This window comes from Hylemonella sp. P2_B10, assembly GCF_056404875.1.
Genome location: NZ_JBFUDE010000001.1, coordinates 475,946 through 498,654 on the forward strand (window position 1 = coordinate 475,946; position 22,709 = coordinate 498,654).

Below are 22,709 nucleotides of genomic sequence, written 5' to 3' on the forward strand. Positions count from 1 at the left end.
GTCAGTGCCCCCCCGCTTGCGCGTCTGCAACCGAAGAGCCCAGATAGGCCTCTTGCACCCGCGCATTGGCGCGCACCGCCACCGGCTCGTCGTAGGCCAGCACCTCGCCATACACCACCACGGCCACCTTGTCGGCCAGGCCGAACACCACGCCCATGTCGTGCTCCACCACCAACAGTGTCTTGCCCGCCGTCACCTCCTTGATCAGCCGCACGAAGCGCGCCGTCTCGCTGGTGCTCATGCCCGCGGTGGGCTCGTCCAGCAGGATGACGTTGGCGCCGCCGGCGATGGTGATGCCGATTTCCAGCGCACGCTGCTCTGCATACGTCAGATTGACCGCCAGCACATCGCGCTTCTTGTCCAGCTTGATCATCTCCATCAACTCGGTGGCGCGCGTGTTGGCGTCGTGCATGCCGGAGAGGAATTTCAGGAAGGTGTACTTGTAACCCAGGCTCCACAACACGCCGCAGCGCAGGTTCTCGAACACACTGAGCTTGGGGAAGATGTTGGTGATCTGGAAGCTGCGGCTCAGGCCCAGGCGGTTGATCTCGTAAGGCCGCTTGCCGATGATGGAGGTGCCGCCCAACAGCACATCCCCGCTGCTGGGCTCGAAGCGACCGCTGATCAGGTTGAACAACGTGGACTTGCCGGCGCCATTGGGGCCGATGATGGCCACGCGCTCACCGGCCGTCACGCCCAGGTTGACCCCGCGGATGATCTCGGTCTTGCCAAAGCTCTTGCGCAGGTCTTTCAGTTCCAGTGCGTAGGTCATAGGGCCTCCCTGCGCTTGATTTCTTTTTCTATGCTGACCTGTATCGCGCCCCATTTGCGCGCGAACTCGCGCCGGCTCACTTCGAACAGGCCCAGGCCGGTCAGCATCACGAAGACGGCGCCAACCCAGCTGTCCACACCATGCGAATTCAGCGTGAAGCCCATGAAGGGCAGCTCCGGCCCCAGGGCCACATTGAGCTGCATGTGGTAGACCATCTCGATCATTGCGGCCGCGCCCAGCAACACCACCAACCCGGTGACGGCCAGCGCCAGGTAGCTGACCCACAGCTTGCGCAAATGACCGAAGGCCGCCACCCGCACATTCATCATGATCAGGCTGGCCACGCCGCCAGGCGCGTACATCACCATGAACAGGAAGATCAGGCCCAGGTACAGCAACCAGGCCTTGGTCAGCTCCGAGAACAGCACGAAGGCCAGCACCATCAGAATGGCGCCGACGATGGGGCCGAAGAAGAAGGTGGCGCCGCCCAGGAAGGTGAACAACAGGTAGGCGCCGGAGCGCGCGCCGTTGACCACCTCAGCGGTGACGATCTCGAAATTCAACGCGGCCAGGCCGCCCGAGATGCCGGCAAAGAAGGCAGCGATGATGAAGGCCACGTAGCGCACCTTCTGCGTGTCATAGCCGACAAACTCCACCCGCTCCGGGTTGTCGCGCACGGCGTTGAGCATGCGCCCCAGCGGCGTGCCGGTGAAGGCGTACATCAGCGCGGTGCAGACCAGTGTGTACAGCGCGATCAGGTAATACAGCTGAATCTGCGGGCCATAGGTGATGCCAAACGTCTTGGCGCCGGTCACGCGGTTGCCCGAGATGCCGCCCTCGCCGCCAAAAAACTCGGGGAACATCAACGACGATGCCCATACCAGTTCGCCCACGCCCAGCGTGATCATGGCAAACGGTGTGGCGGCCTTCTTGGTGGTGGCCCAGCCCAGCACCACCGCCACCAGCGCAGCACCCAGGCCGCCGGCAATCGGGATCAGGCTGACCGGTATCGGCCACTGCCCATTGCTGACCAGGTTCAGCGTGTGTATGGCCAGGAATGAGCCCATACCGGAGTAGACGGCATGGCCGAAACTCAGCATGCCGCCTTGGCCCAGCAGCATGTTGTAGCTCAGGCACACGATGATGGCGATGCCCATCTGGCTCAGCATGGTCTGGCTCAGGCTGCTGGTGAAGATCAGCGGAGCCACCAGCAACAGCAAGGCATAGCCCCCCCAGACCACCACACGGCCTATGTTCAAGGGCTTGAATTCGTAAAACTGCTTGGACATCGCTCAGCCCTCCCGCGTGCCGAGAAGGCCCTTGGGCCGGAAAATCAGTGTCAACACCAGGAACAGGAACGGCAGGATGGGTGCCACCTGGCTGATCTTCAACTTCCACAGCGCGTAGCCAAAGGTCTCCGGTGTCACATCAACACCCACATTGGCCAAGGCGGATATCAGCGAGCTGTCTATGCCCACCGCAAAGGTTTGTATCACCCCGATCAGCACGGAAGCCAGGAAAGCGCCCGCCAACGAGCCCATGCCCCCCACCACCACCACCACAAAGATGACCGGTCCCACCGCACCGGCCATGCCCGGTTCGGTGATGTAGGCATTGCCGCCGATGACGCCAGCCAGGCCGGCCAGCGCGCAGCCACCGCCAAACACCAGCATGAACACCCTGGGCACGTTGTGGCCCAGCGTTTCCACCGTGTCCGGATGCGTCAACGCCGCCTGGATGATCAGGCCAATGCGCGTGCGCGTCAGCAACAGCCAGATCGACAACAGCATCAACATGGCCACCAGCATCATGAAGCCGCGGTACTTGGGGAACTGAGTGCCATTGGGAAAGGTGTACAACGGGCCGCTCAGCTCAACCGGAATGCGGTAGTCCATGGAACTGCGGCCCCAGACCAATTGCACCAGTTCCAGGATGATGTAGCTCAGGCCAAAGGTGATCAGCAGTTCCGGCACATGGCCGAACTTATGGACCCGGCGCAGGCAGTATTTCTCGAAGGCCGCCCCCATCAGGCCCACCGCCAGCGGCGCCAGCACCAGCGACAGCCAGAAACCCGCCGAGCCCATGGAGCCCAGAGCGGCGGTGATGCTGTAGGCGATATAGGCGCCTACCATGTAGAACGACGCGTGGGCGAAATTGAGCACGCCCATCATGCTGAATATCAGCGTCAGCCCCGAACTGAGCATGAACAGCAACAGCCCGTAGCTGATGCCGGTCAGAAGCGAAATGGTGAAAAACTCCATGCAAACCCTGTGGCGGAAAAATCAATCTGGCCAAAAAAAACGCCGGGACAAATGCAATGTCATCCGGCGTTTCGGCAAGCCGAAGAGAGCTTACGGACGCTTCATCTGGCAGCTGGTGGGCGTGCTGGACACATACGGGTCCATCTGCTTGACCGGCACGAAGGTGTAGCCGGTTTTTTCCACGTTGTACGGGTACTTCTTGTCCAGCTTCTGCCACTTGGTGATGAACATGGACTGCTGCAGCTGGTGGTCGCTCTTGCGCATCTTCACCTCACCGGCGAAGCTCTTCACGCTCAGGTCTTCCAGCGCCGCCGCCACCTTCGCCGGCTCGGTGGACTTGGCCTTGGCGATGGCCTCGCCCAGCAGGTTGATGCCGTTCAATGTGGCGTAGGTGTAGTAGTCGTCGTCGAACTTCTTCTTGTAGTCGGCGCCAATGGCGCCCAGCTCGCCGGGGTGGTTGGCGTGGCCATAGGCGACCACGAACACCTCGCTGTCGCCGCCGGCGGCCAGCGCCGTGGGCGTGCCGGTGACGCCGGCGTAGTAGGTGTACATCGGCAGTTTCAGGCCGGCTTCGTTCAGCGCCTTGACGAACAACGTCAGGTCGGCGCCCCAGTTGCCGGTGACGATGGAATCGGCGCCGGAGGCCTTGATCTTGGCCACGTAGGGCGCGAAGTCCTTCACCTGGCCGATCGGCACCAGGTCTTCACCGGCGATTGCCACGTCAGGGCGCTTGCGCGCGATGCCTTCCTTGAAGTACTTGACCACCTGCTGGCCGTGCGAGTAGTTCTGGTTCAGCAGGTAGACCTTCTTGACCTTGGGCTGGTCCTTCATGAAGGTGGTCAGCGCTTCCATCTTCATGGTGGTGTCGGCGTCCAGACGGAAGTGCCAGTAGCTGCACTTCTCGTTGGTCATGGCGGGGTCCACGGCAGCGTAGTTGAAGTAGATCACTTCCTTGCCGGGGTTGCGCTCGTTGTACTTGGTCACCGCATCGGACAAGGCCAGGCCGGCACCCGAGCCGTTGCCCTGCGTCACATAGCGGAAGCCCTGGTCCACAGCCGCCTTCAGCTGGTTCAGCGTTTCCTGCGGCGCGCCCTTGTTGTCAAAGCCCACCACTTCAAACTTGACACCGGCAGGGTTCTTGGCGCCGCTGTAGCGCTCGGCCACGAACTGCCAGCTCTTCAGCTGGTTCGCGCCCACGTTGGCGAAGGGGCCTGACAGCGGGTCGATGAAAGCGATTTTGACGGTCTCACCCTTTTGGGCGAAAGCCGTGCCAGCACACACCAGCGCCGCCGAGGCAGCGACCATCTTCAAGGCGAATTTCATGGGGTTGTCTCCGTTGTTTTCAGAACGGGCTCAGCGTACAAGAATTTGTGCAACGCACCACAAGGGATTTCCCGTAATATGAGACAGGAACTATCGCCAAGGTGACTTGCACACATATTCCGCCAGCCGGACTATGTGGCCCGCTCACACGTTGGGCAGGCTGTAATCCTGCAACAACACGCGCAGTTTGGTTTTCAGCATCTTGCCGGTGGCACCCAGCGGGATGGCGTCGACAAACACCACGTCATCAGGAATCTGCCACTTGGCCGTCTTGCCTTCATAAAACTGCAGCAATTCTTCGCGCGTCACGTCAGCGCCGGGCTTTTTCACCACCGCCACGATGGGCCGCTCGTCCCACTTCGGGTGCTTGATGCCTATGCAGGCGGCCATGGCCACCGCCGGGTGCGCCACGGCGATGTTTTCGATGTCGATGGAGCTGATCCACTCGCCGCCGGACTTGATCACGTCCTTGCTGCGGTCTGTGATCTGCATGTAGCCGTCGGCATCGATGGTGGCGACGTCGCCGGTGGGGAACCAGCCGTCCACCAGCGGATCACCACCCTCGCCCTTGAAATACGCCGACACCACCCACGGGCCCTTGACCAGCAGGTCGCCGAAGGTCTTGCCGTCCCACGGCAGTTCCTGGCCGTCGTCGCCGACGATCTTCATGTCCACACCGTACAGGCCGCGACCCTGCTTCAGGCGCACCTTCATCTTCTCCTCGGGCGAAGCGTCCAGGTGCTTGTTCTTCAGCGTGCATACCGTGCCCAGCGGGCTCATCTCGGTCATGCCCCAGGCGTGCAGCACATCCACGCCATACTGGTCGTTGAAGGCGGCGATCATGGCCGGCGGGCAGGCCGAGCCGCCGATCACCGTGCGCTTCAGCGTCGAAAAGCGCAGGCCGTTGGGCTGCATGTGGCCCAGCAGCATCTGCCACACGGTGGGCACCCCGGCGGCGAAGCTGACTTTTTCGGTCTCGATCAGTTCGTAGACCGATTTGCCGTCCATCGCCGGACCGGGAAACACCAACTTGGCGCCGCTCATGGCCGACGAGTACGGCAGGCCCCAGGCATTGACGTGGAACATGGGCACCACCGGCAACACGGCGTCGCGCGCGCTCATGTTCAGCGCGTCGGGCAGCGCACTGGCAAAGGCGTGCAGGATGGTGGAGCGGTGGCTGTACAGCGCCGCCTTGGGGTGGCCGGTGGTGCCACTGGTGTAGCACATGCTGGAGGCCGACTTTTCATCGAACACCGGCCAGTCGTAGCTGGCGGACTGCGCGCCTATCCAGGCTTCGTAGCTGACCAGGTTGGGGATGCCGCTGTCGGCCGGCAGCTTGTGGGCATCGCACAGGGCCACAAAATGGGTTATGCCCGGGCAATGCTTGTGGATGGCCTGCACGATGGGCAGGAAGGTGGTGTCAAAGCACAGCACCTTGTCCTCGGCGTGGTTGACGATCCAGGCGATCTGCTCCGGATGCAGGCGCGGGTTCAGCGTGTGCAGCACGCGCCCCGAGCCGCTGACGCCGAAATACAGCTCCAGGTGGCGATAGCCGTTCCAGGCCAGTGTGGCCACGCGGTCGCTGAAGGCCAGCTGACAAGCATCCAGCGCGTTGGCGATCCGGCGTGCGCGCGCCGTCATGTCCTTGTAGGTATAGCGGTGGATGTCCCCCTCGACGCGCCGTGAGACGATTTCCACGTCGCCGTGGTGGCGTTCCACGTGGTTGACCAGGGTTGAAATCAGCAGGGGTTGGTCTTGCATCAAGCCAAGCATGGCGGTGTCCTCGGGTACTTTGAAAAGGTTGAAAGCGATCCACGCCATGCTAGCAGCGCACATGGGAGATAAACAGCGGGACATTCCCCGAGGTGACAGCGCCGACCCAAGTACCCCCACGCGCCGCGTCCGCCAACGCAGCGGCGACAATAGCGACCATGAACATGCCGAAAGACGCCCAGCTGGACGTGGACCTGGGTCTGTCCTGGCGCAACGGCTTTGCGCAACTGGGCACGGACTTCTACACCGCGTTGCGTCCCACGCCCCTGCCCGCCCCCTACTGGGTGGGCCACAGCGCTGCCGTGGGTCGCACGCTGGGCCTGCCAGACGGCTGGGCCGATTCCGCCGCCGCGCTGGAGGCCTTCACCGGCAACCTGGCGCCGGCCGGCGCACAGCCGCTGGCCAGCGTGTACAGCGGCCACCAGTTCGGCGTCTGGGCCGGCCAGTTGGGTGATGGCCGCGCCATCTTGCTGGGCGAAACCACCACCGGCTGGGAAGTGCAGTTGAAGGGCGCGGGCCTGACACCCTACTCCCGCATGGGCGACGGCCGCGCGGTGCTGCGCTCCAGCATCCGCGAATTCCTGTGCAGCGAGGCCATGCACGCCTTGGGCATCCCCACCACGCGCGCGTTGTGCGTGACCGGATCGGACGCCCCGGTGCGCCGCGAAGAGGTGGAGACCGCCGCTGTGGTGGCCCGGGTGGCCAAGAGCTTCCTGCGCTTCGGCCATTTCGAGCATTTCAGCTACAACGAGCAGTACGCGCAACTGCAGCAACTGGCCGACTACACCATAGACCGCTACTACCCCGAATGCCGCGGCAGCGACAAATTCGCCGGCAACCCGTATGCGCTGCTGCTGGAGCGGGTGAGCGAGCGCACGGCCGTCATGGTGGCGCATTGGCAAGCTGTGGGGTTTTGCCACGGCGTGATGAACACCGACAACATGAGCATGCTGGGCCTGACCATTGACTACGGCCCGTTCCAGTTCATGGACGGCTACCATCCCGGCCACATCTGCAACCACAGCGACACCTCAGGCCGCTACGCCTTCAACAAACAACCCAACATCGCCTACTGGAACCTGTATGCGCTGGGCCAGGCGCTGCTGCCACTGATTGAAGACCAGGAACTGGCCATAGCGGCGCTGGAATCCTACAAAACGCTGTTCCCCGACACGTTCGAGGCGCTGATGCGCACCAAAATGGGGCTCTCTGACCGCCAGGATGGCGACCGGGAGTTGGTGGAGGCGACATTGAAGCTGTTGGCCAGCGAACGGGTGGACTACACCATCTTCTGGCGCCGGCTCAGCCACTGGGTGGCTCAGGGCGATCAGGCAGACGCCTCGGTGCGCGACCTGTTCCTGGACCGCGCCGCGTTCGACGCCTGGTTGCCGCGCTACCTGGCGCGGCTGCCAGCCGACCGGGCCGCCGCCAGCGCCACCATGTTGGCGGCCAACCCGCACGTGGTGCTGCGCAACCATCTGGGCGAGCAAGCCATCAAACTGGCGAAACTAAAAGACTTTTCCGAAGTCCATACGCTGCTGGCGGTGTTGCAAAATCCGTATGACGAATCGCCGCAAGCCGCCCAACGCGCCGGTTTTCCGCCTGATTGGGCGGCCGGCATAGAAATAAGCTGCTCATCATGACCTACAAGATCCAGAAAACCGACGCCGAATGGAAGGCGCTGCTGGCGCAAAAAGGCGCCGAGCCCAACGCCTTCGAGATCACCCGCCACGAGGCCACCGAGCGCGCCTTCACCGGCAAGTACGAGGAAACCACCGACGAGGGCACCTACCGCTGCATCTGCTGCGACAAGCCGTTGTTCGAGTCGGGCGCCAAGTTCCAGTCGCACTGCGGCTGGCCCAGCTATACCGCGCCGCTGGATGAAGCCGCCATAGGCACCACCGAGGACCGCAGGCACGGCATGCTGCGCACGGAGGTGCATTGCAGCGACTGCGGTGCCCACCTGGGCCACGTGTTCAATGACGGTCCGCCACCCACCGGCCTGCGCTATTGCATCAATTCGGCTTCGGTACACTTCAGCCCCAAATAACCGGCATCCCGCATGAAGACGCTGCTGAACTTTCTACCAATACTGCTGTTCTTCGTCGCCTACAAGCTGACCGACATCTACACCGCCACCATGGTGCTGATGGCCGCCAGCGTGGTGGAGGCTGGCATCGTCTACGCGCTGGAGCGCAAGCTGGCCACCATGCAAAAGATCACGCTGGCCGCCATCCTGGTGTTCGGCGCTGTCACGCTGGCACTGCACGACGAAACCTTCATCAAATGGAAGCCCACCGTGCTGTACGCGGTGTTGGCGCTGGTGCTGGCAGTGATGGTGTGGGTCAGGAAGCTCAATTTCCTGAAATCCTTCCTGGGTGAGCAGTTGGAACTGCCCGACGCGGTGTGGCAACGGCTGAACCTGGTGTGGATCGTCTACTGCGCCTTCATGGCGGCGCTCAACGGCTATGTGGCGGCCTATTTCAGCACCGACGCCTGGGTCAACTTCAAGGTCTGGGGCTATGTGTTTCCGCTCGCATTCATCATCGGCCAGGGCATCTACATCGCGCCGCACCTGAAGGCCGAAGAGCCCAGCACGTGATGACCCCGCCACCCATGCCCCCCACCACGCAACAGCTGACGCAGCGCCTGCGCGAGCGCCTGGAGCCGCAATTCCTGGAAGTGCTGGACGAAAGCGCAGCCCACGCGGGCCATGCCGGCGCCAATGGGCTGGGCCATGGCACCCATTTCCGGGTGCGCATAACTTCACCTTTATTTACCGGTCTGCCCCGGGTGAGGCGTCACCGGCTTGTGTATGATGCGCTCCAAGAATTCATGGACCAGGGCTTGCACGCCCTTGCGATTGAGACTCTTCCCGCACCGCCGCCTTGAAGGAATGCATGCCCGGCCAGCCCAGGCATGCTGTTCCTCCAGGCGGCCGCGCCCGTTGTTTTATATGGATTTTTGAGGAAACCTGATGATGAAGAAGCAGATGTTGACCGTCGTTGCCGCCGCGCTGTTGGCCGGCCTGGCTCCCGTGGCAATGGCCCAAAACCTGGCCATCGTCAACGGCAAGGCGGTGCCCAAGTCGCGCACCGATGTGCTGACTGCGCAAGTCGCCAAGAGCGGCCGCCAGGTGACCCCCGAGCTGCAAGAGCAGATCAAGCAGGAAGTGATCGCGCGCGAGGTGTTCATGCAGGAAGCCCAGCTGCGCGGCCTGGACAACACCGAAGAGTTCAAGACCCAGATGGAGTTGGCCCGCCAATCCATCCTGATCCGTGAGCTGTTCAACGACTACCAGAAGAACAACCCGATCTCCGAGGCCGACATGAAGGCCGAGTACGACCGTTTCGTGGGCGCCCAGGGCGGCAAGGAATACCACGCCCGCCACATCCTGGTGGAGACCGAGGCCGAGGCCACCGGCATCATCGCCAGGCTGAAGAAGAACCCCAAGCTGTTTGAGGACATAGCCAAGAAGTCCTCCAAGGACACCGGTTCCGGCGCCAAGGGCGGCGACCTGGACTGGGCCGGTCCGGGCAACTACGTGAAAGAGTTCTCCGACGCCATGGTGCAGCTGGGCAAGGGCAAGATGACCGAGACACCGGTGAAGACCCAGTTTGGTTACCACATCATCCGCCTGGAAGAAATCCGCGAAGCCCAGCTGCCCAAGTACGAGGACGTGAAGCCGCAGATTGCCCAGCAGATGCAGCAGATGAAGTTGGCCAAGTTCCAGGAAGACCTGCGTGGCAAAGCCAAGGTGGAGTAAGGCCAGCAGGCCTTCCCCCAAAGAAAAGCGGGCCGCGGCCCGCTTTTTTCATGCCCCTGCGACGGCGAACACACCATGCGCGCCGCGCAACCAACCCAGTCCCATCAGCACCCCCATCAGCACCGGCTGGTGCAGCATGTAGTAGCTCAGGGAGTGGCGGCCCAGCCAGGCCAACGGCGCCGGCGCCTGGGCAGCCAGCAGGCCTGGGCGGCGGCGCAGCAGCCAGTTGCCCGCCGCCAGGCCTAGCAGCATGGGCCCCAGCCAGGGCAGCAGCGGCACGAAGTCCTCGGTGATGGGCTTGACGGTGTTCAGGCCCAGCCAGCTCAGCGGCCGGGTGTTCAACGCATCGGCCAACGGCGTGCTGCCCCACAGCAGCGGCGCCAGCGCATGCAGCGCCACCGCCAACGCGCCCAATGCGCACAGGAGCCAACCGCGCTGGCCAAGCGCCGGCCCGAGAGCAAAGCGCGCCAACAGCAGCATCACCGCGATGCCGTGCAGCACGCCGAAGTAAATGAAGCTGTTGGGAAACATCCACCACGAACTCAGGCTGACCAGCAACGCGCAGCCCGCCACCTGGCCCCAACGGCGCCAGAAGCGGGCCGTGTCCTGCCGCTGCGCCAGCGCGATGGCCTGGCCCAGGCCGGCGCAGAACAGGAACAGGCTGACGATGGCGGAGCGTTGGGTTGTCCACAGCGGGTCGGCATAGAAGTCCTGCCGCCAGTAGCCGAAGTGGTTGAGGTCAAAACCGAAATGGTAGGCGGTCATCCACAGCATGGCCAGACCACGCAGGGCATCGACGGCGTCATGGCGGGCGGTTGGCTTCATGCGGGCAAACGACGGGTCGGACATGGGGCCCAAGTGTGCCATGCGAACCAGCCGCCTCCGTGTGGGCGTTGCATGCAGGGCGGGTGCAGGCTGGTACAAAACGCTGCCTGGCGTTAACCCATGGTTGACAAGCACACCGCATAATCGCCGCGATGATGAGCTACACGCCCACCCCGCCCGCCTTGAAGGCATCGCTGCTGTCCCTGAGCCTGATGGCCGCGTTGGGCACGCACGGCACCATGGCGCTGGCCCAGAGCAGCGCCCCCACACCCGCGGCCGACAGCGGCGAGCCCGCGGCCAAAGCACCGCCGGCGACCACCCGGCCGGCACCCGCGCCCGCCTCGCCCACAACAGCACCGGCCCCTGCCTCTGCCGCCAGACCCCCGCAGCGCCCCACCGCCGTGCTGAACCGGGTGGAGGTGACTGCCAACGACGAGACCGAGCAACGCCGCCTGTCCACCGCTGCCAAGATCATCGTCGGCCGCGATGACATTGAGCGCTATGGCGACACCACCATGGGCGAACTGCTCAAGCGCCTGCCCGGCATCACGATACAGGGCCGCCCGGGGCGCGGCGGCGCGCCGCGCATGCGCGGCCTGGGCAGCGGCTATACCCAGATCCTGCTGGACGGCGAGCGCGTGCCGCGTGGCTTCTCGCTGGATGACCTGCAACCCGACCAGATCGAGCGCATAGAAATCCTGCGCGCGCCCACCGCCGAGACCGGCGCACGGGCGATTGCGGGCACCATCAATATCATCACCCGGGGCGGCTACACCAAGCACGTCAACAACATCAATGTCGGCTTGGGCATGGAAAACGGCCACACCGCGCCCAGCATGTCGTGGTCACGCAATGACACGGTGGACAACCTGATCTACAACTTCTCGCTGGCCGGCAGCCATGGCGAGCGGTCCAACGACATCGTCAACACCACGCTGACCGAGAACCTGGCCACCGCCGAGGTGGTCAACGCGCGCGAGGCGGTCAGCTCTTCCGGCTCGCGCGACTCGGTGCATGCCAATGCCCGGCTGCAATGGCGGCTGGACGGCGGCGACAGCCTGCAGCTGATGCCCATGCTGGCGGCCACCCGGGGCAGCGGCTACGTCAACCGCTTCCTGGCGCAAGATGGCGGCATCATCCCCTTCACCACCAGCACCGGCTCGGCCAGCAACGACTTCCATACCGTGCGCCTCAATGGCCTGTGGATACACCGCATCGAAGGCGGCGGCAACCTGCGCGTCAGCGCCAGCCTGGGCCAGAGCGAGTGGCACAACCAGTCGCTGCGCACCAACACCGGTGGCAACCAGACGGCCGGCAGCGGCAGCACCGTGCAGAGCCAGCAATCGCAGCAGCACGACGACACCTTCAACCTGAACATCAAGCTGTCCAAGCTGATCGCCAACGAACACAGCCTGGTCACCGGCTTCGAGGCCGAATCCAACAAGCGGGTGGAGACCGCCACCACGCTGCAAAACGGCCAGTCGCCGCTGAGTGATTTTGACGACAACCTGAGCGCATCCACGCTGCGCTACGCCGTCTATGCGCAAGACGAATGGTCGGTCACGCCCAACTGGGCGGCACACGCCGGGGTGCGGATGGAAGGCATCACCACCAGTGGCAGTGTCAGCGACAACACGCCCAACGTCAGCAACCACAGCAGTGTGGTGACACCGCTGCTGCATGCGGTGTGGCGGCCTGATCTGGCGGTGAAGGACCAGATACGCTTCAGCCTGACACGCAGCTACCGCTCGCCGAACCTGCAGGACCTGATCGCGCGGCCCAACATCAATGGCATGTACCTGAACCGCGGCCCCAACGACCAGTTGCACCCGGACAGCGGTGGCAACCCCAACCTGCTGCCCGAGCTGGCGCGCGGCCTGGACGTGGCTTATGAGCACTACGTGCCGGGCGGCGGCATCCTGAGCGCTAACATGTTCTACCGCCACATCCAGAACCTGATGCGCACCGTGACCTCGCTGGAGACCGTCAGCTGGGCCGATGTGCCACGCTGGGTGGCGCGCAAGCAAAACATCGGTGACGCCACCACGGCGGGCATCGAGCTGGAGGCCAAGTTCCGCCTGAGCGAGGTGTTTGCGGACATGCCGCGCATCGACATCCGCTCTAACGCCAGCTTCTTCCGCTCGCAGGTGCAGGGCATCCAGGGCCCCAACAACCGGCTCGACCAGCAACCCGGCGGCACCGCCAACCTGGGTGCCGACTACAAGCTGACCAGCGTGCCCGTCACGGTGGGCGGCAACATCAACTGGACGCCGGGCTTCACCACGCAGCAGACCACCACGCAGGCGTTGATACAAGGCGACAAGCTGGTGACCGATGCCTATGTGCTGTGGACCATCAACCCCACCTACCAGCTGCGCATCTCGGCCAACAACTTCACGCCGCGCCAGTACGTGACCAGCAGCCAGGCGGTGTCCACCAACGTGCTGAACCAGCCGGTACGGCAGACTTCGACGGCGTATGCGCCTTCGTTCGTTGCCATTCAAGCCCGGCTGGAGATCAAGCTTTAGCCACGCGCCCCAGCGGCGTCGGCCCCGCAGACCTTCACCCCGGCGTCATTGACTAGCAGTGCTCAGGCCTTCACGCAATCCGCGAAGTAGCTGATCTTGCCGTTCTCGTCGGCCTCTTCCACCAGGCCGTGGATGTCGGTCTCGAAGCCGGGGCATTTGGCGTTGAACTCGCGCGAGAACTTCAGGTAGTCCACGATCTTGCGGTTGAACACCTCGCCGGGGATCAGCAGCGGGATGCCGGGCGGGTAAGGTGTGACCAGGCCGACGGTGATGCGGCCCTCCAGGTCGTCGATCGCCACCCGCTCGGTCTTGCGGTGGGCGATGTGGGCGTAGGCGTCGCTGGGCTTCATGGCCGGCGTCAGGTCGCTCAGGTACATCTCGGTGGTCAGGCGGGCGATGTCGTACTTGGCGTACAGCTCGTGCACGAACTGGCACAGATCGGCCAGGCCCATCTGCTCGTACTTGGGGTACTTCTGGCAGAACTCGGGCAGGATGCGCCACATCGGCTGGTTCTTGGCGTAGTCGTCCTTGAACTGCTGCAGAGCCGTCAGCAGCGTGTTCCAGCGGCCCTTGGTGATGCCGATGGTGAACATGATGAAGAAGCTGTACAGGCCGGTCTTCTCCACGATCACGCCGTGCTCGGCCAGGAACTTGGTGACGATGCTGGCCGGGATGCCGGTCTTGGCGAACTTGCCGTTCAGGTCCAGCCCGGGCGTGACGATGGTGGACTTGATCGGGTCCAGCATGTTGAAGCCTTCGGCCAGGTTGCCAAAGCCGTGCCACTTGGCGGTGCGCGCCTCGCCCTTGATGATCCAGTCCTCGGCGCGGCCGATGCCGGAGTCCACCAGCTTGTCCGGGCCCCAGACCTTGAACCACCAGTCCTTGCCGTATTCATCGTCCACCTTGCGCATGGCACGGCGGAAGTCCAGCGCCTCTGTGATGCTCTCCTCCACCAGCGCGGTGCCGCCGGGCGGCTCCATCATGGCCGCCGCGACGTCGCAGCTGGCGATGATGCTGTACTGCGGGCTGGTGCTGGTGTGCATCAGGTAGGCTTCGTTGAACAGGTGGCGGTCCAGCTTGCGCTCCTGCGAATCCTGCACCAGCACGTGGCTGGCCTGGCTGATGCCGGCCAGCAGCTTGTGCGTGGACTGGGTGGCGAACACCAGCGCATCCTTGGGGCGCGGGCGTTTGCGGCCCATGGCGTGGTAGGTGCCGTAAAACGGGTGGAAGGCGGCGTGCGGCAGCCAGGCTTCGTCGAAATGCAGCGTGTCCACGTAGCCGTCCAGCATCTTCTTGATGGTCTCGGTGTTGTAGAGCACGCCGTCGTAGGTGGACTGGGTAATGGTCATCACGCGCGGGCGCACCGAATCCGGATCCACGCCCTTCAGCAACGGGTTGTCCCTGATCTTGGCGCGTATCGTGGCCGGCTCGAATTCGCTCTGCGGGATCGGGCCGATGATGCCGAAATGGTTGCGCGTGGGCTTCATGAACACCGGCACCGAGCCGGTCATGATGATGGCGTGCAGGATGGACTTGTGGCAATTGCGGTCCACCACCACCACATCGCCCGGCGCCACCGTGTGGTGCCACACCATCTTGTTGCTGGTGCTGGTGCCGTTGGTGACGAAGAAGCAGTGGTCGGCGTTGAAAATGCGCGCCGCATTGCGCTCGGACGCCGCCACCGGGCCGGTGTGGTCCAGCAGTTGGCCCAGCTCTTCCACCGCGTTGCAGACGTCGGCGCGAAGCATGTTCTCGCCGAAGAACTGGTGGAACATCTGACCCACCGGGCTTTTCAGGAAGGCCACACCACCAGAGTGGCCGGGGCAGTGCCAGGAGTACGAGCCGTCCTCGGCGTAGTCCAGCAGCGCCTTGAAGAACGGCGGCTGCACACCCTCCAGGTAGCTTTTGGCTTCGCGGATGATGTGGCGCGCCACGAATTCGGGCGTGTCCTCGAACATGTGGATGAAACCGTGCAGCTCACGCAGGATGTCGTTGGGGATGTGCTGCGAGGTCTTGGTCTCGCCATAGACGTAGATCGGCACGTCCAGGTTCTTGCGCCGCACTTCCAGGATGAAGTTGCGCAGGTTCAGCACGGCCGGATCCAGATCGGGGCCGGGGGTGAATTCCTCGTCGTCAATCGACAGGATGAAGGCGCTGGCGCGGCTTTGCTGCTGGGCAAACTGCGACAGGTCGCCATAGCTGGTGACGCCCAGCACCTCAAAGCCCTCGCTTTCTATGGCTTGCGCGAGCGCACGGATACCCAGGCCCGAGGTGTTCTCGGAGCGGAAGTCCTCATCGATGATGACGATGGGAAAGCGAAACTTCATGCCAACCTCCAACCGGTGCCCGGTGCAAAAAAAAGCAAACAGGCGCGAAGTGTAAGGAAATAATGTGTCCGCGTGCGTTCGGGCTTAGGCTTTTGACTCAAAATGTTGTGGAGAATCACCTCAAGGGGAGCAAGATGGCTGAATCAACGATATGGTGGGTTTTGACCGGCGCCGCCGTGGCGGTGGAATTGGTCACCGGCACCTTTTACCTGCTGATGCTGGCCATTGGCCTGGCCGCTGCGGCTGTGGCGGCCCATCTGGGTGCTTCCGTGACCGTGCAACTGCTGGTGGCGGCAGCCCTCAGCAGCGCCGCCATCCTGGGCTGGCGGCGTTACCGCCAGGGCCTGGTGGCGGGTGCGCCGGCTGAAGCCAACCGCGACGTCAACATGGACATCGGCGAAACCGTGCAGGTGGAAGCCTGGGGCAGCGACGGCAACGCCAGCGTGAAATACCGTGGCGCGCTGTGGCGTGCCGCGCCCGCGCCGGACTACACACCCGCCAGCACAGGCCCACACCGCATTGTGGAAGTGGTGGGCAGCCAATTGATCGTACGCAAGGCCTGAGCCCGGCCAACGACACCAACAACATCACCGGAGAACAAGCCCATGGAAGTCGCCGTCATCATCTTCATCGTCGCCCTGATCTTTGCCTCGCAGTCCATCAAGGTGGTGCCGCAACAGCATGCCTGGGTGATCGAGCGCCTGGGCAAATTCCACCAGACGCTGACGCCTGGCCCCAATATCCTGATCCCCTTCATTGACCGCGTGGCCTACAAGCATTCGCTGAAGGAGATCCCGCTGGACATCGCCAGCCAGGTCTGCATCACCCGCGACAACACCCAGCTGCAGGTGGACGGCATCCTGTACTTCCAGGTCACCGACGCCATGCGTGCCAGCTACGGCTCGTCCAACTACATCATCGCCATCTCGCAGCTGGCGCAGACCTCGCTGCGCTCGGTGATCGGCAAGCTGGAGCTGGACAAGACCTTCGAGGAGCGCGACATCATCAATGCGCAGGTGGTGGCGGCCATCGACGAGGCGGCGCTGAACTGGGGCGTCAAGGTGCTGCGCTACGAGATCAAGGACCTGACGCCGCCGAAGGAAATCCTGCACGCCATGCAGGCGCAGATCACCGCCGAGCGCGGCAAGCGCGCGCTGATCGCCGCCTCCGAGGGCCGGCGCCAGGAGCAGATCAACATCGCCACCGGCGAACGCGAGGCCTTCATCGCCCGCTCCGAAGGTGAGAAGCAGGCCGCCATCAACAAGGCGCAGGGCGAAGCGGCCTCCATCACCGCCGTGGCCGAGGCCACCGCCCACGCCATCGAGCGCATTGCGGCCGCGATACGCCAGCCCGGCGGCGAACAGGCCGTGCAGCTGAAGGTGGCGGAAAAATCGGTGGAAGCCTATTCGCGGGTGGCAGCCGACGCCAGCACGACGCTGATCGTGCCCAGCAACATGACCGAGGTCGCCGCGCTGGTGGGCTCGGCGATGAAGATGCTGCAGGCCTCGCAAAAGACCTGAAGGGCCTGAAACACCCGGAATTGTCTGGCGCGCTTGGTACGCCAACGTTTCACCGCGCACATTCCGTGAAATATGACCGGTTTGGCCCGGGGACAAACTACCAGTTCACAGTTGTGTGACAGGTCTTGTCCCTACAAAGCGTATCAATTTGTGACGAATTCCTCAAAACCTTGCGCCAGATCCGCACAACCCCCCGTTAGGGGGATAGCGTTGCCGCACTGAATCCTCATAATCCAAACCTCATCAGCGCGTCGCCATGCCTTTCGCCTGAAGGTGGCACCGCAGAGTACCTGGACAGTTTGAGGAGTGACATCATGAGCTTTGCATTTGGTTGCATCCTGATCTGGTTGGCCATCGTGGTTTTCAGCTCCGACGGCAATCCGCGCAAATGGGCGCACACCACCGAGGAAGGCGACGCCAAGCTGGACCGCCGCTCAGTCTCCGGCCCGATGTTTCTGCTGACCTCCATCGTGCTGCTGGCCCTGGGCGTCTGGCTGGTGCGCTGATCTACCCCCGGGTCGGCGCAAAGCCGACCCTGCGCTTGCCCGTTCCCGGCGCCCCCTGGAAATAAACTCCCCCAGATATACTCAGCGGCTGTTTTTTCAGCCGCGCTGCGGATGGGGTTCGTCTTGTTCAAACACACACTGCTGCTGGCCGCCTGCTCGCTGGGTTTGGCCGCCCAGGCCGACGAAGGCCAGTGGCAACCGCACCAACTGCTGCAACTCAAATCCCAGCTCAAACGCACGGGCCTGCAAGTCCCCGCCGACCAGCTGGCCGATCTGAAGAAACACCCGATGAGCGCCATGGTGGGCTTGCCGGGTTGCTCGGCCGCCTTCGTGTCCCCGCTGGGCCTGGTGGTGACCAACCACCACTGCGCCTATGGCGCCATCCAGCGCAACTCCACCGGCGACAAGAACTACATCGCCAACGGCTTTCTGGCCAAGACACTGGCCGAGGAACTGCCTGGCGGCCCCAATGTGCGCGTCTACATCACCGACAAGGTGGACAACGTCACCGCGCACGTGCTGGGCGGGCTTGACAAGAGCCTCTCCGGCAAGCAATACCACGAACAGGTGGAAAACCGCATCAAGGTACTGATCGCCGAGTGCGAAAAAGACAAGGTCTACCGCTGCTCGGTGCCGGCCTTCCACCGCGGCCTGGAGTACTACCGCGTGCGCCAGCTGATGGTCCGCGACGTGCGCCTGGTCTACGCACCGTCGGACAAGATAGGCAACTTTGGCGGCGAGGTGGACAATTTCGAGTGGCCGCGCCACACCGGCGACTTCGCCTTCCTGCGCGCCTATGTCGGCCCGGACGGCAAGCCGGCCGACCCCTCACCCAACAATGTGCCCTACAAGTCCAAGGACTTCCTGGCGGTGTCGGCCGCAGGCGTCAACAACGGCGACGCCATCCTGCTGGCCGGCTACCCGGGCCGGACCAGCCGCTACAAGCTGGCCAGCGAGGTGCGCTTTGCGCGCGACGTCGACTACCCCCGCCGCGTGGCCGAGGCCCAGGCCGACATTGCCGTGATCCAGCAGGCCACATTGGGCAATGCCGAGTGGCAGGTGCGCTATGCCAGCGTGGTCAGGGGCACGCAGAACACCCTGAAACGCAGCCAAGGCATGCTGGACGGCTTTCGTCGCAAGGACATCGCCACCATCAAGGATGGCCAGGAGGCCGAATTCCGCCGTTGGCTGGCCGCGCAGCCCGACCAGGGTGGCGCCCAGGCCATGCTGGCCGAGTTGGAGCGGGTGATTGCCGCCGATATGGCACTGACACAAGAGCAGGCCGCCCTCAATCAGGCCACCCACAGCGACCTGTTGCGCAGCGCACGCACGCTGTACCGGGCCGCGCTGGAACGCGCCAAGCCCGACGCCGAGCGTGAGCCCGGCTACCAGCAGCGCGACCTGCCCTTCATTCGCGCACGGCTGACGCGGCTGGAGCAATCCTTCGTCGCCGGCGTGGACCAGGCGCGCTGGAAGGCCGCCCTGCAGCGCTACCAGGGGTTGCCGGCTGACGCCCACGTCAAGGAACTGGATGCCTTGCTGCCCGCCGTGGACGCAGTGGCCGCGCTGTACGACATGACCGCACTGGCCGACACCAAGAAACGACTGGCTGCGCTGGAGCTGGACGCCGACGCGCTGGCCAAATCCGACGACCCCGTGATGCAACTGGCGGTGAAGGTGCACCCGCTGGCCATGGCGCTGGAGGGCCGGCGCAAGGAGCTGGAAGGCAACCTGGAGCGGCTGATTCCGCGTTACATGGAGGCCGTCATCGCCTGGAACCGATCGCGGGGCTTGCCGGTATACCCGGACGCCAACTCCACGCTGCGCGTCAGCTACGGCAATGTGGCGCCCTACACGCCCACCGATGGCGTGACCAAGGGCCCATTCACCACCGTGGAAGGCGTGGTGGCCAAGGCCACCGGAAAGACGCCGTTCGAGACCGTCCCCGCGCTGCGCGAGGCGGTGGCGGCCAAGCGCTACGGCGCCTTCAAGAGCGCGGCGCTGGGCACGGTGCCGGTGAATTTCCTCAGCACGGCGGACACCACCGGCGGCAACTCGGGCTCGGCGGTGATGAACAAGCGCGGCGAGCTGGTGGGGCTGAATTTCGACTCCACTTACGAGTCCATCTCCAAGGACTGGTACTTCGACCGCGCCATCACCCGTGCCATCCACGTCGACATACGCTATGTGCTGTGGGTGATGAAGGAGGTGGACCATGCCGACCGCCTGCTGCAGGAGATGACAGTGCGCTACGTGCGCTGACATCAAACCCGTTGCTTGCGCCCGCCCAACTCCATCGCGCGCAGTCGCCGGTCATGGGTTTCCAGCAGCTTCCACAGCACGATGGGAATGCCGCGCAACTCCGGCGAGGCCATGGCCAGCATCTCGGTGTCGCTGCGGGCCACGCACTGCCAGCCGGCGCGCGCGCGGTCGATGAAACTCTCTTCGCCGACAAAGCCACCGGCCGTGATCACCTCGATCACATGGCCGCGACCGTCGCGCAGCTCCAGCTCACCCTGGCGCACCAGGTACAGGCAGGGGCCTTCTGGAAACGCCAGCGGCGTGCCAGCCTTCAACAGCAACAGTTTGCGCTCGCGCGCCAACCGGCTCTGTATGGTGAAACCCACCTGCTCGCCAAACAGCCAGGTGCGCTGCAGGAAGGCGGCTTCACTCAGCAGCGTGCGCAGCATATCGCTCCAGCCGCCCGACATCAAAAATGCCCGCATGGTGGCCACGCCGATGCGCATCAGCCGCACGGCAGACGCCGCCCGCCAGGTGTCGGTCAATGGACCGGGGTCGAACAGCGCCTGCGCGCCGATGAACGAGCCGGTGGCCAATGACAGCGGCGCGTCCAGGTCGGCCTGGTTTTGCTCCACCGTGCCGGTCAGCAGCAGGTAGACATCATCGGTGGTCATGTCCCGCTTGAGGATGATGGAGCCGGCGTTGTAGGTCTCCACCGGCGAGCGCACCAGCGCATTCAGGCGGTAGCTGTCGGCCTCGGGGAAGATCTGGCTCAGAAAGCGGTGAGCCCGCTGGCGCAGGTAGTCCTGGCTGGAGGGCACCAGCACATCCACAGCGCCAAAGCTGGCCTCGGAGCCGATTTCCAGCTCCTCGCGGCTGTACGGCGTGGCGCGGTGGGCAAACACCACCTTGCTGGAGGTGTCCTCGGCGAAGTCGAACGGATCGCCATGGATCAGGCCGCCGCCGGCGTCCAGCTTCTTCAGTGTCACCGGCGTCAGGTAATGCTGGTGCACAGCGTCGATGTACTCGTGCGAGATGCAGGCGTCGCCCTCAGGCAACTCCTCCAGCATGCGCGTCAGCACCGAACGCGACACGATGTCGGCCAGGTGGGCATAGGTGCGGTCGCCGTTGTCCTGGTTGACGCGGAAGATGAACACGGTGTTTTCCACCGGGTGCGGCGAGAAGATGGGCATCACCTCCATGCCGTCGCAGTCGTTCCACTCGCCCTCCTTCAGGTCGCGCACGTCGAAGAATTCGGCAAACAGCTTTTCGTCCAGCGACATCAGCGCCGCCAGCTTCTTGGTGACCGAGTGGCGCACCAGCGGCGTGGCGAAGTACTTGATGCGGTGGCCCGAGGCAATCAGCGTCGGCAGACCGGCGAAGTGGTCATCATGCGTGTGGGTGTGAAAGATGCCCTCGATCTCGGACACGTCAATACCCAGGCTGCGCAGCGTGTGCAGGATGCTGGGGCCGGCATCCACCAGGTAGTAGCGGCCCTGGAACATCACGATGGAGCCCATGCTCTGGCGCCGCAGGTCCCAGCCGTCGCCGTTGCCGGAGTGGATGACGCCGAAGTATTGCCGGTCCACCACATGGTGGCCCGGCGTGTAGGGGGATTCGTAGCGCTCGTCGGGCTCGAGGTTCAGGTCCACCACCGTGCTGCCGCCACGGTAGCGGAATTCGAAACGGTTCAGGCCCAGCCGGTGCACGAACACGCCGTTGACCAGTTCCACCGGCTCCTGACCGACGATGCGGTAGTCCAGCAGGTCATCGGTGGCGCGTATCTTGCCGAAGGCGAAGCGCAGCTTCAGGGCCATCTGGCGGTGTGCTTCTTCCGCATCCAGGCCGGCGGCCATCAGCTCTTCCTCGCTGACCAGACCATAGTTGCCGCGGTAGATGTAGTCCAGCTGGGCGTGCACCTGAGCGGCCGACCCGATCAGCAAGGGCTTGCGACCGGTGTTGTTGGGGTGGCCAGGCAGGATCAGGCCCTGGCGGTACAGCATCTGCAGCACCGGGAACTCGGCCAGGTTGGCAAAGCCGCCGTTTTGCATCATCACGTCGGACAGCAGGATGGCGTTGGGGCCGGTCTCGCACTCCACGCCGTCGCGCGTCTCCTGCGCGATGTAGCCGCGCAGCATCAGGTGTTTGACCACGTCGGCCGGGCTGCCGCACAGGATGTACAAGCCCGCCTCGGGCACCTGTATCCAGTACACGCCGCTGGTCACCCGGGTGGTGCGCAGGTTGTGCATGGCCTGGCGCAGTTCTTCGCGGTTGGCCTCCAGCTCGGCCGTGCGCACCGCCACCAGCGACTCCAGCACCGCGTTTTGCGCTTCCAGCGCATCGTTGGCCTGGCGCAACGCCAAATGGGTTTCAATGCGCGCGGCGAGCAGGCCGCGGTCCAATTTCGGGTCGACAAAATCGGCTGCGCCGGCTTGCAGACCCAGTGCCTCGTCGCGCGCCTGACCGGCCGGAGCCAGCAGCAACACCGGCACGCTTTGCGTCAAAGGATCGGCCTTGAACGCGCGGCACAGCTGGTAGCCGTCCATGTCGGGCAAGGCCAAGCCGCACAGCACCAGGCTGGGCGGCGTCTCGCGGGCCGCCTCCAGGGCCTGGGCAGCGGTGTGGGCGAGTACCCATTGGTAGCGGTCATCCAGGCCCTTGCGCAGGGCCGCGGTCACCGCCGGGTCGGCATCCACAGCAAGAATGCAGCTCTTCTCGCTCATATCAGCAACGGCCCTTGGTAGTGCTCATCATGAAATCAAACGCCCCCTGAAGTTACCGGATTGTCAGGGCTAAATGACAATGCCGCAAGGCCAATGTGCTTCAAAAATGATAGCGGATTGCAGTTGGCCCGGCGCTGATGTTAC

General features: G+C 64.0%; 18 protein-coding genes. 10 read left to right on the forward strand and 8 right to left on the reverse strand.

Translation table 11 applies throughout. The features are described 5' to 3' along the window. Window position 1: 1 nt before the first annotated feature. From AC1DX2_RS02240 to AC1DX2_RS02260, 5 genes are all read right to left on the reverse strand, one after another. Window positions 2–772: an ABC transporter ATP-binding protein gene (locus tag AC1DX2_RS02240; protein WP_477194653.1), complete on the reverse strand. Its 771-nt coding sequence runs from the start codon at window positions 770–772 to the stop codon at window positions 2–4. Beyond that, entirely contained in the window at window positions 769–2,061 is a 1,293-nt protein-coding gene (locus tag AC1DX2_RS02245) for a branched-chain amino acid ABC transporter permease (RefSeq protein ID WP_477194654.1), read from the reverse strand. The genes AC1DX2_RS02240 and AC1DX2_RS02245 overlap by 4 nt, the downstream gene beginning before the upstream one ends. A 3-nt stretch (window positions 2,062–2,064) precedes the next feature. After that, window positions 2,065–3,033 (reverse strand): branched-chain amino acid ABC transporter permease, encoded by a 969-nt coding sequence (locus AC1DX2_RS02250; protein ID WP_477194655.1) that lies wholly within the window; start codon window positions 3,031–3,033, stop codon window positions 2,065–2,067. Window positions 3,034–3,123: 90 nt separating this feature from the next. Next, on the reverse strand, window positions 3,124–4,356 hold the full coding sequence (locus tag AC1DX2_RS02255; RefSeq protein ID WP_477194656.1) for a branched-chain amino acid ABC transporter substrate-binding protein: 1,233 nt from the start codon (window positions 4,354–4,356) through the stop codon (window positions 3,124–3,126). Window positions 4,357–4,500: 144 nt separating this feature from the next. Next, window positions 4,501–6,129, reverse strand: coding sequence for a 3-(methylthio)propionyl-CoA ligase (locus tag AC1DX2_RS02260; protein WP_477194657.1), 1,629 nt, complete (start codon window positions 6,127–6,129; stop codon window positions 4,501–4,503). A gap of 158 nt (window positions 6,130–6,287) precedes the next feature. On the opposite strand from AC1DX2_RS02260, the gene AC1DX2_RS02265 reads away from it, so the two are divergent. The 5 genes from AC1DX2_RS02265 (at window position 6,288) to AC1DX2_RS02285 (ending at window position 9,895) form a co-directional block, all read left to right on the forward strand. Then, window positions 6,288–7,772, forward strand: coding sequence for a protein adenylyltransferase SelO (locus AC1DX2_RS02265; RefSeq protein WP_477194658.1), 1,485 nt, complete (start codon window positions 6,288–6,290; stop codon window positions 7,770–7,772). Next, entirely contained in the window at window positions 7,769–8,179 is a 411-nt protein-coding gene (gene msrB / locus AC1DX2_RS02270; RefSeq protein WP_477194659.1) for a peptide-methionine (R)-S-oxide reductase MsrB, read from the forward strand. Before AC1DX2_RS02265 ends, msrB begins: the two co-directional genes overlap by 4 nt. Before the next feature lie 12 nt (window positions 8,180–8,191). After that, complete coding sequence (locus AC1DX2_RS02275; protein ID WP_477194660.1) at window positions 8,192–8,731, forward strand: septation protein A; 540 nt, start codon at window positions 8,192–8,194, stop codon at window positions 8,729–8,731. Between the two features lie 14 nt (window positions 8,732–8,745). Next, on the forward strand, window positions 8,746–9,021 hold the full coding sequence (locus tag AC1DX2_RS02280; RefSeq protein WP_477194661.1) for a BolA family protein: 276 nt from the start codon (window positions 8,746–8,748) through the stop codon (window positions 9,019–9,021). 88 nt (window positions 9,022–9,109) lie between these two features. Then, the gene (locus AC1DX2_RS02285) at window positions 9,110–9,895 is read left to right on the forward strand and encodes a peptidylprolyl isomerase (RefSeq protein ID WP_477195746.1); all 786 of its coding nucleotides are present in this window, start codon (window positions 9,110–9,112) and stop codon (window positions 9,893–9,895) included. Window positions 9,896–9,943: 48 nt separating this feature from the next. On the opposite strand, the gene AC1DX2_RS02290 is transcribed toward AC1DX2_RS02285, so the two are convergent. Further along, window positions 9,944–10,744 (reverse strand): acetyltransferase domain-containing protein, encoded by an 801-nt coding sequence (locus AC1DX2_RS02290; RefSeq protein WP_477194662.1) that lies wholly within the window; start codon window positions 10,742–10,744, stop codon window positions 9,944–9,946. Window positions 10,745–10,872: 128 nt separating this feature from the next. Between AC1DX2_RS02290 and AC1DX2_RS02295 the strand changes: the two genes are divergently transcribed. Next, complete coding sequence (locus AC1DX2_RS02295; protein ID WP_477194663.1) at window positions 10,873–13,248, forward strand: TonB-dependent receptor plug domain-containing protein; 2,376 nt, start codon at window positions 10,873–10,875, stop codon at window positions 13,246–13,248. Between the two features lie 62 nt (window positions 13,249–13,310). On the opposite strand, the gene AC1DX2_RS02300 is transcribed toward AC1DX2_RS02295, so the two are convergent. Beyond that, window positions 13,311–15,575: an Orn/Lys/Arg family decarboxylase gene (locus tag AC1DX2_RS02300; RefSeq protein WP_477194664.1), complete on the reverse strand. Its 2,265-nt coding sequence runs from the start codon at window positions 15,573–15,575 to the stop codon at window positions 13,311–13,313. A gap of 134 nt (window positions 15,576–15,709) precedes the next feature. On the opposite strand from AC1DX2_RS02300, the gene AC1DX2_RS02305 reads away from it, so the two are divergent. The 4 genes from AC1DX2_RS02305 to AC1DX2_RS02320 all read left to right on the forward strand — a co-directional run bounded on the left by AC1DX2_RS02305 (window position 15,710) and on the right by AC1DX2_RS02320 (window position 19,863). Further along, entirely contained in the window at window positions 15,710–16,138 is a 429-nt protein-coding gene (locus AC1DX2_RS02305; protein ID WP_477194665.1) for an NfeD family protein, read from the forward strand. Window positions 16,139–16,180: 42 nt separating this feature from the next. After that, a complete protein-coding gene (locus tag AC1DX2_RS02310; protein ID WP_477194666.1) occupies window positions 16,181–17,095 on the forward strand; it encodes an SPFH domain-containing protein in 915 nt (304 codons plus the stop codon). A gap of 314 nt (window positions 17,096–17,409) precedes the next feature. Next, window positions 17,410–17,601, forward strand: coding sequence for a hypothetical protein (locus AC1DX2_RS02315; RefSeq protein ID WP_477194667.1), 192 nt, complete (start codon window positions 17,410–17,412; stop codon window positions 17,599–17,601). A gap of 123 nt (window positions 17,602–17,724) precedes the next feature. Then, complete coding sequence (locus tag AC1DX2_RS02320) at window positions 17,725–19,863, forward strand: S46 family peptidase (protein ID WP_477194668.1); 2,139 nt, start codon at window positions 17,725–17,727, stop codon at window positions 19,861–19,863. 2 nt (window positions 19,864–19,865) lie between these two features. Here the strand turns inward: AC1DX2_RS02320 and AC1DX2_RS02325 are convergent, their stop codons facing one another. After that, window positions 19,866–22,565, reverse strand: coding sequence for a cyclic nucleotide-binding domain-containing protein (locus AC1DX2_RS02325; protein WP_477194669.1), 2,700 nt, complete (start codon window positions 22,563–22,565; stop codon window positions 19,866–19,868). Between the last annotated feature and the right edge of the window lie 144 nt (window positions 22,566–22,709).

Bases quoted from the DNA above. Each gene is read 5' to 3' on its own strand.
- msrB (WP_477194659.1), top strand. From the start codon at position 7,769: ATGACCTACAAGATCCAGAAAACCGACGCCGAATGGAAGGCGCTGCTG.
- AC1DX2_RS02325 (WP_477194669.1), bottom strand. From the start codon at position 22,565: ATGAGCGAGAAGAGCTGCATTCTTGCTGTGGATGCCGACCCGGCGGTG.
- AC1DX2_RS02245 (WP_477194654.1), bottom strand. From the start codon at position 2,061: ATGTCCAAGCAGTTTTACGAATTCAAGCCCTTGAACATAGGCCGTGTG.
- AC1DX2_RS02280 (WP_477194661.1), top strand. From the start codon at position 8,746: ATGCCCCCCACCACGCAACAGCTGACGCAGCGCCTGCGCGAGCGCCTG.
- AC1DX2_RS02300 (WP_477194664.1), bottom strand. From the start codon at position 15,575: ATGAAGTTTCGCTTTCCCATCGTCATCATCGATGAGGACTTCCGCTCC.
- AC1DX2_RS02310 (WP_477194666.1), top strand. From the start codon at position 16,181: ATGGAAGTCGCCGTCATCATCTTCATCGTCGCCCTGATCTTTGCCTCG.
- AC1DX2_RS02260 (WP_477194657.1), bottom strand. From the start codon at position 6,129: ATGCTTGGCTTGATGCAAGACCAACCCCTGCTGATTTCAACCCTGGTC.
- AC1DX2_RS02275 (WP_477194660.1), top strand. From the start codon at position 8,192: ATGAAGACGCTGCTGAACTTTCTACCAATACTGCTGTTCTTCGTCGCC.
- AC1DX2_RS02305 (WP_477194665.1), top strand. From the start codon at position 15,710: ATGGCTGAATCAACGATATGGTGGGTTTTGACCGGCGCCGCCGTGGCG.
- AC1DX2_RS02285 (WP_477195746.1), top strand. From the start codon at position 9,110: ATGAAGAAGCAGATGTTGACCGTCGTTGCCGCCGCGCTGTTGGCCGGC.
- AC1DX2_RS02290 (WP_477194662.1), bottom strand. From the start codon at position 10,744: ATGTCCGACCCGTCGTTTGCCCGCATGAAGCCAACCGCCCGCCATGAC.
- AC1DX2_RS02240 (WP_477194653.1), bottom strand. From the start codon at position 772: ATGACCTACGCACTGGAACTGAAAGACCTGCGCAAGAGCTTTGGCAAG.
- AC1DX2_RS02265 (WP_477194658.1), top strand. From the start codon at position 6,288: ATGAACATGCCGAAAGACGCCCAGCTGGACGTGGACCTGGGTCTGTCC.
- AC1DX2_RS02315 (WP_477194667.1), top strand. From the start codon at position 17,410: ATGAGCTTTGCATTTGGTTGCATCCTGATCTGGTTGGCCATCGTGGTT.
- AC1DX2_RS02255 (WP_477194656.1), bottom strand. From the start codon at position 4,356: ATGAAATTCGCCTTGAAGATGGTCGCTGCCTCGGCGGCGCTGGTGTGT.
- AC1DX2_RS02295 (WP_477194663.1), top strand. From the start codon at position 10,873: ATGATGAGCTACACGCCCACCCCGCCCGCCTTGAAGGCATCGCTGCTG.
- AC1DX2_RS02250 (WP_477194655.1), bottom strand. From the start codon at position 3,033: ATGGAGTTTTTCACCATTTCGCTTCTGACCGGCATCAGCTACGGGCTG.